The organism is Adhaeribacter terreus, from assembly GCF_042657365.1.
Taxonomy (GTDB): Bacteria; Bacteroidota; Bacteroidia; order Cytophagales; family Hymenobacteraceae; genus Adhaeribacter_A; species Adhaeribacter_A terreus.
This window is the reverse complement of record NZ_JBHSKT010000002.1, coordinates 37,689-50,885: the sequence shown is the minus strand read 5'-3', so window position 1 is coordinate 50,885 and position 13,197 is coordinate 37,689. Positions and strand designations below refer to the sequence as shown.

The window sequence follows — 13,197 nt, the reverse complement described above, 5'->3', positions numbered from 1 at the left end:
CTTATATAATAGGTTGTTCCGCCGGCTGGTCGCCGAGGAATTTCTGGGCCAGGTTGGAGAATTGCTGCTGGTCTTTAATTAAAAATTCCTCGTATTTCTCCGGATTCCAGATCTCCACGCGGTTTCCCAAACCCACAATAATTACTTCTTTTTCTATATCGGCGTAGCGCTGCATGGTTTTAGGCAATACAAAACGGCCGGTATTATCGAGCTCTATTTCGGTATTGCCGCGGAAGAAATTACGCTGAAACTGGCGGTATTCTTCGTTGAATTCATTTAAAGCGGCTACCCGGTCGTAAATGGTTTTCCATTCCTGTTTTGGGTACAATACAAGGCATGGCTCAAACCCGCGGGTAAGAACCACCTGGTTACCCGACGCCTCCGGCAGGTTGGCTTTTATCTTCGCAGGTAAAACCAACCGGCCCTTAGGGTCAAGCTTGCACTCGTATTCGCCGGATAAAAAATTCATACCATTACTACACACTTCACCCCTTAGTTTAAGAGGCAAAACAAAAGTACACAATCGCTAAAAACCACGCATCACTTTTTCCCACTTTTTCCCACTTTGTGGATAAATTACGGTTATCCACCCCACTTATCCACGTTATCCACATTTTTTCCGGTCGAGTTAGTAAAATCTGCTGGCAAATGCTTTTAGTTTTTATGCTAAAATGCCTAGCGTTTTTAATGTATTAAACTGAATTACAATTACTTAAATACAATACAATGAAAACGGTAGGCAAAACGGCTTAAAAAGTGGGGCAAAGTGGAGGAAAAATCCGGATGTGGGGAAAGTGGCGAAAGCGGGCAAGCTGAAAGCAGAGGAAAAAATATTTGATATTTCAGTAACAAATTTTAAATCAAATGCTTCTATAATCAAAAATGCCAGGCTATGAAAATACTGCGTTCGGTTATCCTGCTTTCACTTTTGCTGCTGAGTTTTACAGTGCAATCTCAAATCGAAACGGTAGCAAACAGGAAAAAAAAACTTCAGCAGTTGTACTTAGGTTTTGGCGCCGGCCCGGCCTTAACTTTTGCGCCTGATTTAGAAAAGCATGGATTAATGCTTTTCAGTCATCTGAATTTGTCTTTCAACGAAACCACGTTTTTCCGGTGCGGCTTAAATTATACTCCTTATTTTGATAATCTTAGTAGGTATAAGAATCTTGGCAGGTTCGATAATCAAAAACCACTGCATGAATTACACTGTTATTATTTAAGTGTAGGTAAAAGAAAAAAAACTTAACAGCTTTCTAATTTTACAGGCTACAGCAGGAATTTCATATAACAGACACCTTCAACCTGATAATGTACACCTTGAATACGGCAACGCATTTTTTAGTAACAATGCGCTTCTTACATATGACACCATAGTTCAAAATAAACCTGGCATTATCGTTCAGGCCGAAATAATAGGTGGAAAAGACTTACGTTCCGGCGGCATTTCCTTAGGAACATTTTTTCATTTTATTCCGAAAGCAACGCATAGTGGTCTTACTTTAGCATTAAATTTTGGATTACTTTCCAGAGAATAAAGACCAAAGAAATTCTGTAAAACAATCTCCGAAATCTGTAACGCAATCCTATCGCCCGGAACTACTTTTGTAACGTAAACCAATAGCAAAGCCAGCAGTAAAATAAATCAACGGAAAATTCGTATATTTGTAGAAATGAAAACCTTGCTAAAAAGATCGGTTAGTTTGTGGCTTAGCCTCGCGGTGCTTCTGGGTTCCGTAGGCCTGACCGTGAGCGAACATATCTGCCTGATAAGCGGCAAGGTGATGCTCAGCTACGAACACAAGGAAGACCCTTGCAAAGCACACGGCGAAACTGACTGCGAAAAACCCGGAATCGAACCGGTTGCCAAAAAGAAATGCTGCGAATTTAAATTAGACCAGCACAAACTGGAACAGGCCGCGCAGCAGAAATTAACGCAATTCGCTTTTGTCTGGATCGCGCCGGCAACGACTTTTTCACCGGTTTTCCCTATCGTTTTGGCTACCCAGCAGGAAGTTTTTACCTACGCCAATTCCAGTCCGCCGCTTTACGGCAAAAACCTGCTGTATTCCCTTCATATTCTGCGCGTTTAGTTTAAAATTCTGAATGAAAATGCTTTTCCGGAAAAACCGGATCGGCTGCATGTTTATTTCTGAATTTTAAACTTGAAAACGCTATGATTTTTACCTTAAAAAGTCGGAAAACCCTTTTCGGCTTGCTTTTAACCCTGTTTTTTCCCGTCGCTGCTTTTGCCCAAAATTTAAACGGACAGGTTTTCGATAAAACGAACAATGCAACTTTACCGGGCGCCAGCGTGGTTTGGGCCGGCACCACTTCCGGCACCTTGACAAACGCACAGGGAAGTTTTACGTTACCTTTTTCTACTCAAACTAACAAACTGATCGTCAGCTTCATCGGCTTTAAACCAGATACTATTCTGGTAAAACCGGATGAGCTTTTTCTGCGGGTTCATCTGGCACCGAGCGGCAGTTTGCAGGAAGTGGAAATTACCGCCAAACAAGATCGCTTCGATGCGAAAACGCCTATTCATACCGAGCTCATTACCAACCGTGACCTCGAAAAATCGGCGTGCTGCAACCTGGCCGAAAGTTTTGAAACCAATGCCAGTGTAGAAGTTTCCACCACTGATGCCGTTTCTGGAGCAAAACAAATTCAAATGCTGGGTTTAGACGGCGCTTACACGCTTTTGACAACCGATAACGTGCCTGCTTTACGAGGTTTGGCTACGCCTTTCCGCCTCAATTATTTGTCCGGAACCTACATTGAGAGCATTGATATTATTAAAGGCACCGGCTCCATTCTGAACGGCTACGAATCGATTTCCGGGCAGGTGAACGTGAAGCTGAAAGATCCTGAAAAAACAGACCGTGTGTTTGTAAATCTCTACGGCAACGACCTTGGAAAATTTGATGCGAACCTGAACGTAGGCCACAGTTTTTCGGAAAAATTAAGTACCGTTTTAATGTTGCACACCGCACAGCTCCACAACCGCGTAGATAGAAACGACGATGGTTTCATGGATCAGCCGCTCGGCACACAATACAACGTTTACAACAAATGGAAATACAAATCCGGCCGTTTTGTAAGCGAAGTTGGCTTAAATGTTTTGCGCGAAAACCGCATTGGTGGACAAACTTCTTACGAAGAAGGCAGCGGCGCGGCATCCGGTAATTACGGCACCGAGAGCCTGACAGACCGCGTTTCCGGCTACACCAAACTTTCGCTTACCGCCAAAAACAAACCATACGAAAGCCTGGGTTTAATTCTTTCAGGCAGCCACCACCAATTCGATTCTGAGTACGGTTTCCGGAATTATGACGGTGAGCAACAGTCGGCGCTGGCGCGTTTAATTTTCCAGTCTGCCATTGGCACCACGGCCCACACCTATAAATTAGGCGCCAGTTTCGGACACGAAAACCTGCGCGAAAACTTTGAAGATACACTGATGAAGCGGCAGGAAAATATTCCGGGTTTGTTTGCAGAATACACCTATAATAATGCGCATAACTTAACGGTAGTTGCCGGCGCCCGCACCGATTTTCATAACCTGTACGGTACCGTTTTCACCCCGCGCCTGCACGTAAAATACGATCTGGATCCGAATACCATTTTCCGGGTTTCCGGCGGCAAAGGTTTCAGAGTGGCCAATCCGATCGCGGAAAACAGTGGTGCATTGGTAAGTTCACGGAAATTTATTTTTACGGAAGCATTGCAGCCGGAAAAGGCGTGGAACATGGGCGGCAGCTTCACCCGCTACTTTCATTTAGGTAGCAAACACGGCACTTTCATTACCGATTACTATTATACAACTTTCCAAAACCAGGTAGTGGCCGATATGTATAGCGTGCCGGGAACCGTAATTTTCAGCAATTTAGATGGCCGTTCATTTTCCAGCAGTTTCCAGGCGGAGATCCAATATGAATTAGCCAAGGGTCTGGACGTGAAAGCCGCTTACAAATATTTTGATGTAAAAAGCAGTTACGAAGGTAAGTTGCTGGACCGCCCGATGAACCCTAAAAACCGCTTTTTTGTGAATGCCGGCTACGCCACTGCGTTCGATAAATGGCGTTTTGATGCAACGGTCCAATGGTTTGGACAACGTTCTTTACCAACCGTTGCAGATCATTCAGGGATAAACGAGCAAAACCGAACTGCCGAACCGTTTTCGGTGTTGAACAGCCAAGTAACGCGCAGCTTCAAGCATTGGGATATTTATGTAGGCGGCGAAAACCTGTTGAATTTCAAGCAAAAAGACCCGATCATGAATCCTGAAACACCTTTCGGCCACGGCTTCGATGCCAGCATGGTTTGGGCCCCAGTAGTTGGCCGCGTAGTTTACGCCGGTTTGCGCTACAAACTGAAATAATGCGTTTATTTATTTACGATTTACGATCTTAGATTTACGATTAAAAGAATTAATCATTAGTCATTAATCATTAAAAATTAATCAGTCATTCATCATTAATAATTATAAAAATGAAAACCATTAAAGTACTTTTTACCGCTTTTACCCTACTGTTTTTTGGTATGAGCGCTCAGGCTCAGGGCAAGAAGACTGAAACTGTGAAGATCAAAACTTCTTCGGTTTGCAACATGTGCAAAAAAACCATCGAAAGCGGCATGGCTTATGAGAAAGGCGTGAAAAATGTGAACCTTGATGTGGCTACGCAAATGCTGACCATAGAATACCGCGCCGATAAAAATAATGTAGATGCCCTGCGCGAAGCGGTTACCAAACTGGGTTACGATGCCGACCTGCTTACCGCCGATGCAAAAGCTTATAACAAGCTGGATGATTGCTGCAAAAAAGATAAAGGTGTGCATTAATCTCTTTGAACCGTTTTATAAAAAAGCCTCCGGAATTTCTTCCGGAGGCTTTTTTATTCAGATGTTGCTAATAGTACCCAATTCTACGTAAAAGAATAAGCAGCAGCTTTAACCGTCAATACATATGAAAAATTTACTTCTAATTTTATGCAGCCTGTTCTTGTTTTCCTGCACTGCTGGTTCTGAGGAAGAAACCAATGAAGCCGATAAAGCAAAACTGCTGTCTAAACGTGTTTTAAGCGATAATTCTGCCGATGCCATTCGCCTGGATAATTGTTCGAAAAGTGCCAAATCTGCGGAAAAAGCGCATAAATATGCCAAACGCTCTCAGCATGCTGAGAACTTCGAAGATATCCGCGATAATGCACGGGAAGCCATTTCGGAATTTGAAGACGCCCGGAAATATGCGGACAAATGCGGCTGCAAAAAGGCTTATCGCGTTGCAAATGACGGTGTTAATTACGCCAAACAAGCCTATCGTTCCGGAAACATCCAGCACGCCCAGGCTTATGCCCGTGACGCTAAAAATACCGCCGATGAACTGGTTTCGGAAGCAAACAGATGTTCCTATAATTAATGGCTGTCAAAGATCAGTAAGAACTTAAAAGCTGATTCGTCAGAACAAGTTTATAAGGAATATTGTTTGCATTGAGCAGTGAGTAATACTTCCTTTATTTTTCCTGAAAACGGTATCATTTCAGGCGCAAAAACCCTAACTTCCCTCCTGTTCCAAACTGCTAATCCTAACTCCTGAAACTATGAATACCACCGAAAATATCTCGTCGGAAGAACTGGAAAAATTACGCTACCCGATCGGCAAATATGATCGCAGCCAGCCTTTAACTGAAAACAGCTTGCGCCAAGCCATCGATTCTATTGCTGAAATGCCGGGTGAGTTGCGGGCTGCCGTGGTTACACTTTCCGACGAACAACTTGACATGCCTTACCGCCCCGGCGGCTGGAGTTTGCGTCAGACCATCCACCACCTTGCCGACAGCCACATGAATGCCTATATCCGAATGAAACTGGCTCTGACCGAAGAAAACCCAACCATCAAACCTTACGAAGAAGCCCGCTGGGCTGAACTGCCGGATGCTCAAGGAGACGTAGAAATTTCTTTGGATCTGCTGGATGCGCTGCACCAACGTTGGGTACTTTTAATGGATAATCTTACCCTGGAGCAGTGGAAACGCACCTTTAATCATCCGGAATCTGGTACCACCCCGCTGGATATGGCTGCCCACTTATACGCCTGGCACGGAAAACATCATCTCACCCAGGTTGTAAACATGCGCGCGAAAATGGAATGGTGAGGGTGGGAATTGGAGAATAAGAGAGTGAATGAGTGAATTTTGGAATTGAGAAATCAATGAATTTGATAATTTCAGAATGAAGGGAATTAATGAACTGGAATTTTGAAAAAAACTCTTAAAACCATTCTTTCATTCTCTTATTCTCTAATTCCTTCACTCAAACAATCTCTCATTCACTCATTCTCCAATTCACTCATTCTCTCATTTAAAACTCCGGTCTTTCTCCTGATACAATTTCCACCAGGGCAGGAAAGGTTTATCGTGGTGTTCGTAATGATAACCGAAAAAATAGCAGCTTATAAAAGCCCAAACATGATTCCGTTTGAGGGTAGTAGACCGGTGTTTGTTTTCTGCGTTATGCTCGCCTTTATGTGGCTGGTACGTGCCGAAATAAAATAACTGGAATGTAGCTAAAACAGCCGGCAGCATCCAGTACAAAACCACATTTTCCAGCGGAAAGAAATACGTCAGAATATTAAAGGTGAGTGCCATTGCCAGCATTTGCGGCCAGGTAATATACTGCTTCAGGAAACTTAAATACCATGCCCAGAAATTACCACCGTGATAATCCGGATCTTTTTCGGTAGCTACAAAATGATGGTGCTGATGGTGCTTCGGCAATAAACGTGGGTACCAGTTAAAAGCAAACAGCAGCGCACAAACAAACCCGATAACGGTATTCAGTTTTATATTTCCGGGAGCTGCTACGCCATGCATGGCATCGTGGGCGGTTATGAAAAGGCCGGTATATAAATGGGTTTGCAAAAGCAGCAAAATGTACGGCCAAGGCTCGGTAAAAACGGTAGGGAATTGCAGCAAAAAAGTCAGCAAGGCAAACCAGCAAAACACGATGGCAAACGCAATAAACACCCCGGTATTTCTCCTCAACCAATTCACGCCAATTCCTTCAATAAACCATCCAGATCTAAATGGTGGGTGTACATCTCAATGCTGCCATCCGCATTTTTCGGCCATTCTTCCCGCGGTCGGTCCCAATACAATTCCACCCCATTCTGATCAGGATCATTCAGGTACAAAGCTTCGGAAACGCCGTGATCTGAAGCACCGGTAAGCGGATATTGAGCATCTGTTAACCGCTTATAAATAGTTGCCAGATCTTTACGCGTTGGGTACAGAATAGCTGTATGAAAAAGACCGGCACTACGAACGGGGGCTGGCGGCGCATCTTTGCTGTACCAGGTATTTAAACCAATATGATGATGGTAGCCACCCGCAGAAATAAATGCCGCCTGTTCGCCATACATGGTTATGAGTTCGAAGCCCAGTAAACCGCAGTAAAAATCCAGCGCCCGCTGCAGATCCGCCACTTTTAAATGCACGTGCCCAATATGGGTGCCAGCAGGAATGGTATAATTTTCAGCCATAAATTCGGTTCGGAGTTTTGAAGCTAATTTGCCTACGGTTTTTGCAGCATTTAAGATAGCGTTTTCCGGAAGGTTTTCTGAAGCCGTGAACAAAGTTTTTCGCAAACGTTAAGCTTCAATATCTAAGAAATCCTCTTTCTAATCTTTCACGCTTTATCACGCTTTTCCGGATTTGTAATCGGGAATTTTTGAGCTGCGGATTTGCAATCCACCTGCATTCATTCAAGGTCATGCTGCTGCAAAAAACGAATTACAAATCCGCGGCTCCGTACTTTCGGATTGCAAATCCGAAAGAGCTAATGTTGCAAATCCCAAAGAGCGAATTAGGTACGTTTCCGTTTATATTTCAAAATGAAAGCAACACTTGCCGCACATTTTCCATCAGCCACATGGGTGTAGAAGTTGCACCGCAAATCCCCACGCTTTCGCCGGCCACAAACCGACTCTTATCCAGTTCTTCTACCGCCGAAACGAAAATGGTATTCGGGTTGGTTTCTTTGCAGACATTGTATAAAACTCTGCCATTAGATGATTTGGTACCCGAAACGAAAACCACTTTATCGAACTGCTGCGCGAATTTCCGGAGTTCTTTGTCGCGGTTGCTTACCTGCCGGCAAATGGTATCATTAGCTTCTACGGTGTGGCCGGCAGCTTCCAGGGCGTTTTTTACATGGTAGAAATTGTGCGTGCTTTTGGTTGTCTGGCTATAAAGCGTAATGTTTTCCGGAAGGTCATGCTGCAGAAGTTCATCCATACTTTCGAAAACCACTGCTTCGTTACTGGTCTGGCCAAGCAAACCTAAAACTTCTGCGTGGCCGTGTTTACCGTAAATATAGATCGGTTCTTTTTTATCGTGCGAAGCCTTAATTCGGTTCTGCAATTTTAAAACTACCGGACAGGAAGCATCAATCAGCCGCAGGTTATTTTCCAGCGCAATCTGGTAGGTGCGAGGCGGTTCGCCGTGCGCTCTTATTAATACGGTTTCATTGCTGAGTTCTTTAAATTCTTCGTGGCTGATGATGCGTAAACCGCGTTTTTCCAGGCGTTGCACTTCCTCATCGTTGTGCACAATATCGCCGAGACAGTACAAATAACCCTGCTCATCCAACATATCTTCTGCCATCTGAATAGCATAGATCACCCCGAAGCAAAAGCCGGAACCGGAATCGATCTGAACACGCAGGTTATACATATTTGTCTAAACTTAAATTTAATTACTTAAACAGTATTAACCGCTAAATGTTTTTGTTTCGCCCGGATCAATTCGAAAACTGTAACCGGCAGCAACAGCAAAAGCATGGAATAATAAGAATCTTCTACGGGAATAGAATAAAGCCGCAGGCCGAGGTTAAAATCGTTGTTGTACCACACAATGGGAATTGCCGTGAGCACGCCGTTTACAAGCAAAAAAGGAATTAAATGCACCAGATACGCCCGGTAAAACTTCCCCAGCAAAGCAGCACCGAACAATTTAAAATGCACGGCAAACATGACAATCAGGAAAACAGCTGTGGCTGAAGTATAAAGTCTGGACCAATTAAAAGCTGCCAGAACCGCTAAAAACGCTATCAGAATGAAGGTAAAAACCCGGGCGTGCTTCTGAAAAATACTTTCGCCGAAATACACATTCAGGCATTGGTAAATAAAAATGCAGGCGTAAGGCACAGTAAAAAAGAAAAGCACTTCTTCCAGCGGCAACCCGAAAAAGTTTATTCCCAGCAAGTATTCCGGGTTAAAACCCCAGATGCCATGCTGCGTGAAATAAATATCCCAGGGAATAAAAACGGCGGCGTTTACAAAAATGGCCGGAAACAGTGCCGGCCAGGTTTTATAAAATGCCACGCGCTTATCGAAAGAAAGCAACAGCGGAAAAAATAACGTAAATATATTCAGGTACAGATAAATATACATCAGGTCTTTATCGTTCGGAGTTGTTGTTTTTCAGCTTCGTTCAGGTGTTCGGAGGAAAGCAGGAAATCGCGCATCAGCTTATAAGATTCCGCATCGAGGCCCGATTTCGGGTATTTCAGCAAACTTTCCATCACTATTTTTTTATCCTGTTCCACGTGACTGCTCATATTGAGGTAGCGCGGAATATAATATTCTACTGTGTAGCGCAGGAAGCGGATCTCGGGGTTGTCGGCATCCAGCGTTACAGCCTGATCAAACAAAGCTGCAGAACTTTTCAGATGCTTCAGTTTACTGTACGGACCCCAGACATGCTTTGCCATTACGGCTTCTGAAACAGCTTTGAAACCCAGAATAACGGGTTCCTTGCCTTCGTAGCGGGCCATATATTTATGAAACGACTGACCCGTTTCAGGACATTTACTCGCTTTCTGGTAATATGTCCGCAACTCCGAAACTTTATACGCTTCGGTGGTGCCAAGACCAATTCCGAAGGTTAAAAAGATATATAGTAAAATCATTCCCATAACACCAACAATTAAAAAACCACAAAATCCGGGTAAAATCAGATCTCCTCTTACCGGTTAACCTTTATTTTTACGGATTGGTTGCCTAGTTGGTCGAATCTTTTACATAGGTTTTTGCGTTGCTAACGAAACATCTTTGGAGGTTCTATTGTTTTGCCGGACTTACAGTTTAACTTGTTGCAAAATCTGCTTTTCCTGTTCCGAGCATTTGCAATACTGCTGCAAATAATCGCGCGCGATCCGGGCCGTTTCCGGCGTAAATCCTGACTTTGGGTACAATGCCAAACCATCCAGCAAAAGCTTTTTATCTTCCGCAACGTGTTCACTATAACCCAAAGATCCGGGCGTCTGGTCTTCCACGGCGTAGCGCATAAACCTTATTTCCAGATTATCCGGATCCAGTTGCACTGCTTCAGAAAAATAACGTGTCGCTTTTTTTATATTTTTCAGTTTATTTAGCGGATTGGCGCCATGCTTGGCTTTAAGCGCATAAGCACCGGCTTTATATGCGACCAAAATTCCTTCCCGGCCCTCATAATTCCCGATCTGCTTAAACAGTAATTCCGCTTTATCGTCGTTGTCACGTGCTTCATAGAAAAGCTGCCGAAGCGCAGGAATATTGGTTTCCTGCACCGCAAAAACGGTATAGAAAAAGCTCAAAAAAGTAAGTAACAAAAACATTTAGATGGTATTCAGTCTATATCTAACATACGAGCCCAGCAGCAAAGCGATCTTGGCATTATCGGGCACGCGCACGCGTTCGTTCAGAATTCGCGCGGCTGGCAAAGCTTTAATTTTACGGAAAAGCTTGCGGTAATAAATATACGCCAGGTAAACCCCCATTCGCGCCGACTTTGGCAAAGCCAGCATTCCGACATAAGCTTTTTCAAAATCATTTTCGATATCGGCTTCAATCTCGTTTTTAGCCAGATTATCGAACCCATGAAAATTCACTTTGGGGAAATAAACGCGGCCGCGTTCCTGGAAATCGCTTTTAATATCGCGCAGGAAATTCACTTTCTGAAACGCGGCGCCTAAACTTCTGGCCGCTTCTTTCAGTTCTTCAAATTTCGTTTTATCGCCTTCGCAAAAAACCTGCAGGCACATTAAGCCTACCACTTCGGCCGAGCCATAAATGTATTCGTCGTAAAGTTCGCGGCAGTATTGCTTTTCGTCCAGGTCCATTTCCATGCTTTTCAGAAAGGCTTCTATGTAAACGCGGTCGATATTATACTGGTGTACCACCAGCTGAAAAGCGTGCAAAACCGGGTTCAGGCTTATTTTATTTTCTATGGCCAGCCAGGTATTTTCGCGGAATTCATTGAACAATTTTTCGCGGTCGAAAGCATGAAAAGTATCTACTATTTCGTCGGCAAAGCGCACAAAACCATAAATGCCGTAGATCGGAAAATGAAACTTCTTATCCAGCGTTTTAATGCCCAGCGTAAACGATGTACTATAGCGCTGCGTGATCAGGCGGCTGCATTCTAAACTGGTCTGGTTAAAAAGCTCCATCTTATTTTTTGAATAGTGATTAATGAATAGTGATCAGTGTAGGCAATAAAGAATAGCAGATTATTTTGTTCAGGGTTTCATGACTTTTTTGCTGCAAAAGCATACCATTTTTACACAGTTAACTTAAAGCACGACCATTGCGAACACTAAATCTTATTCCTTAAGCACTTCTTACTATTTAAATTCTTTCGCAATTTCTTCTGCCACAACCTGCCCGGAAATAAGGCTTGGCGGCACACCCGGTCCCGGCACTGTTAACTGCCCGGTATAGTATAAGTTTGCGATCTTTTTACTTTTCAGGCTGGGCTTTAAAATGGCGGTTTGCATAAGCGTGTTGGCCAGGCCGTAAGCATTGCCTTTAAAAGCGTTGTAATCCTGAATAAAATTATTGTGTGCGTAGCTGCGTTTATAAACCACATGCTCCCGAATACTTTGCTTGGTAAGTTTCTCCAACCGGTCCATTACCAGATTGTAATATTTTTCACGGGTAGTTTCGGTATCGGTTAAACCGGGCGCTACCGGAATTAAAATGAACAGGTTCTCGCAATTTTCCGGCGCTACCGAATCGTCGGTTTTTGATGGCACTGAAACGTAGAAAAGCGGTTTTTTAGGCCAAGCCGGGTTCTCATAAATTTCCTGCGCGTGCGGCCCGAAATCTTCGTCGAAAAACAAGTTATGGTGGGTCAGGTTCTGCAGCCTTTTATTCACGCCTAAATAAAAAATAAGCGAAGAAGGTGCTAAAACTCGGTTGTTCCAGTATTCAGGCGAATAGCTACGAGCATTTTCCGGAAGCAGTTTACTTTCTACGTGTTGGTAATCGGCGCCAGCTACCAGAATATCTGCGTTCAGAAAGCCATTGGCAGTTTTCAGGCCGGAAACCCTACCGTTTTCCAGCACAATTTCCTGTACCGTTTCATTATATTTAAACGTTACGCCTTCTTCTTCGGCCAGCTTCACCATGCCTTCCACAATTTTGTGCATGCCACCCAGTGGGTACCAGGTTCCAAGCGCCATATCAGCATAATTCATAAGGCTGTAAAGCGCAGGGGTATTTTCGGGAACAGCACCCAGAAAAAGCACCGGAAACTCCATGAGCTGCACAATTTTCGGGTGGCGGAAAAACTTACCGATATGTTTGCGGATCGAACTAAAAATATCCATCCGGATAATATCGGCGAGTAGTTTGGGATCCAGAAATTCGGAGAAAGAGCGGCCAGGTTTATAAACCAGTTTCTGCATGCCTACTTTATATTTGTAAGCGGCCTGCTGCATAAATTTTTCGAGCTTCGCACCGCTGCCTTTTTCCAGGCTTTCGAATAGCGTTTTTAAAGCGGGCAAGCCGGCAGGAACCGGCATAAAATCATGCTCGCCGAAAATAACGGTGTATGATGGATCGAGCCGTACCAATTCGTAATAATCGGAGGGCTTTTTTCCGAATTTCTGAAAGTAGGCTTCAAAGATATCGGGCATCCAATACCAGCTCGGGCCCATATCAAAGGTAAATCCCTGTTCCCGAAATACGCGGGCCCGCCCTCCCGGACCTTCATTCTTTTCCAGCACGGTTACTTCATAGCCTTTGCGGGCCAGACAGGTGGCGGCGGAAATTCCGGAAAAACCGGCACCAATTACTATTACTTTTTTATGCTGCAAAATCGAAAGCTGAATCAGGTAATAATGTGAAAGATTTCACAATAAATATTAAAC

Annotated in this window: 15 protein-coding genes; 6 read left to right on the top strand and 9 right to left on the bottom strand. The window is 44.0% G+C overall.

Annotation, left to right across the window (positions count from 1 at the left end):
- Position 1: 1 nt before the first annotated feature.
- Entirely contained in the window at positions 2–469 is a 468-nt protein-coding gene (gene mraZ / locus ACFPIB_RS03180) for a division/cell wall cluster transcriptional repressor MraZ (protein WP_378015978.1), read from the bottom strand.
- A gap of 423 nt (positions 470–892) precedes the next feature.
- On the opposite strand from mraZ, the gene ACFPIB_RS03175 reads away from it, so the two are divergent.
- From ACFPIB_RS03175 to ACFPIB_RS03150, 6 genes are all read left to right on the top strand, one after another.
- Positions 893–1,246, top strand: a complete 354-nt coding sequence (locus ACFPIB_RS03175) for a hypothetical protein (RefSeq protein ID WP_378015977.1) — start codon at positions 893–895, stop codon at positions 1,244–1,246.
- A gap of 424 nt (positions 1,247–1,670) precedes the next feature.
- Positions 1,671–2,090 (top strand): HYC_CC_PP family protein, encoded by a 420-nt coding sequence (locus tag ACFPIB_RS03170; protein ID WP_378015976.1) that lies wholly within the window; start codon positions 1,671–1,673, stop codon positions 2,088–2,090.
- 83 nt (positions 2,091–2,173) lie between these two features.
- Positions 2,174–4,384: a TonB-dependent receptor gene (locus ACFPIB_RS03165; RefSeq protein WP_378015975.1), complete on the top strand. Its 2,211-nt coding sequence runs from the start codon at positions 2,174–2,176 to the stop codon at positions 4,382–4,384.
- A gap of 110 nt (positions 4,385–4,494) precedes the next feature.
- Positions 4,495–4,845: a heavy-metal-associated domain-containing protein gene (locus tag ACFPIB_RS03160; RefSeq protein ID WP_378015974.1), complete on the top strand. Its 351-nt coding sequence runs from the start codon at positions 4,495–4,497 to the stop codon at positions 4,843–4,845.
- Positions 4,846–4,969: 124 nt separating this feature from the next.
- The gene (locus tag ACFPIB_RS03155; protein WP_378015973.1) at positions 4,970–5,422 is read left to right on the top strand and encodes a hypothetical protein; all 453 of its coding nucleotides are present in this window, start codon (positions 4,970–4,972) and stop codon (positions 5,420–5,422) included.
- 181 nt (positions 5,423–5,603) lie between these two features.
- Positions 5,604–6,158 carry a YfiT family bacillithiol transferase gene (locus tag ACFPIB_RS03150; RefSeq protein ID WP_378015972.1) on the top strand — a complete coding sequence of 185 codons (555 nt, stop codon included), beginning with the start codon at positions 5,604–5,606 and terminating at the stop codon, positions 6,156–6,158.
- A 201-nt stretch (positions 6,159–6,359) separates the two neighbouring features.
- Here the strand turns inward: ACFPIB_RS03150 and ACFPIB_RS03145 are convergent, their stop codons facing one another.
- The 8 genes from ACFPIB_RS03145 to ACFPIB_RS03110 form a co-directional block, all read right to left on the bottom strand.
- Complete coding sequence (locus ACFPIB_RS03145; protein WP_378015971.1) at positions 6,360–7,055, bottom strand: fatty acid desaturase; 696 nt, start codon at positions 7,053–7,055, stop codon at positions 6,360–6,362.
- A complete protein-coding gene (locus ACFPIB_RS03140) occupies positions 7,052–7,543 on the bottom strand; it encodes a VOC family protein (protein WP_378015970.1) in 492 nt (163 codons plus the stop codon). Before ACFPIB_RS03140 ends, ACFPIB_RS03145 begins: the two co-directional genes overlap by 4 nt.
- Before the next feature lie 346 nt (positions 7,544–7,889).
- Positions 7,890–8,735 (bottom strand): 4-hydroxy-3-methylbut-2-enyl diphosphate reductase, encoded by an 846-nt coding sequence (locus tag ACFPIB_RS03135; protein ID WP_378015969.1) that lies wholly within the window; start codon positions 8,733–8,735, stop codon positions 7,890–7,892.
- 26 nt (positions 8,736–8,761) lie between these two features.
- Positions 8,762–9,454, bottom strand: coding sequence for a lycopene cyclase domain-containing protein (locus ACFPIB_RS03130; protein WP_378015968.1), 693 nt, complete (start codon positions 9,452–9,454; stop codon positions 8,762–8,764).
- Positions 9,454–9,978: a hypothetical protein gene (locus ACFPIB_RS03125; protein WP_378015967.1), complete on the bottom strand. Its 525-nt coding sequence runs from the start codon at positions 9,976–9,978 to the stop codon at positions 9,454–9,456. The genes ACFPIB_RS03130 and ACFPIB_RS03125 overlap by 1 nt, the downstream gene beginning before the upstream one ends.
- Before the next feature lie 162 nt (positions 9,979–10,140).
- On the bottom strand, positions 10,141–10,653 hold the full coding sequence (locus ACFPIB_RS03120) for a hypothetical protein (protein ID WP_378015966.1): 513 nt from the start codon (positions 10,651–10,653) through the stop codon (positions 10,141–10,143).
- A gap of 6 nt (positions 10,654–10,659) precedes the next feature.
- The gene (locus ACFPIB_RS03115) at positions 10,660–11,493 is read right to left on the bottom strand and encodes a phytoene/squalene synthase family protein (protein ID WP_378015965.1); all 834 of its coding nucleotides are present in this window, start codon (positions 11,491–11,493) and stop codon (positions 10,660–10,662) included.
- Positions 11,494–11,667: 174 nt separating this feature from the next.
- Entirely contained in the window at positions 11,668–13,143 is a 1,476-nt protein-coding gene (locus ACFPIB_RS03110) for a phytoene desaturase family protein (protein WP_378015964.1), read from the bottom strand.
- Positions 13,144–13,197 lie beyond the last annotated feature (54 nt).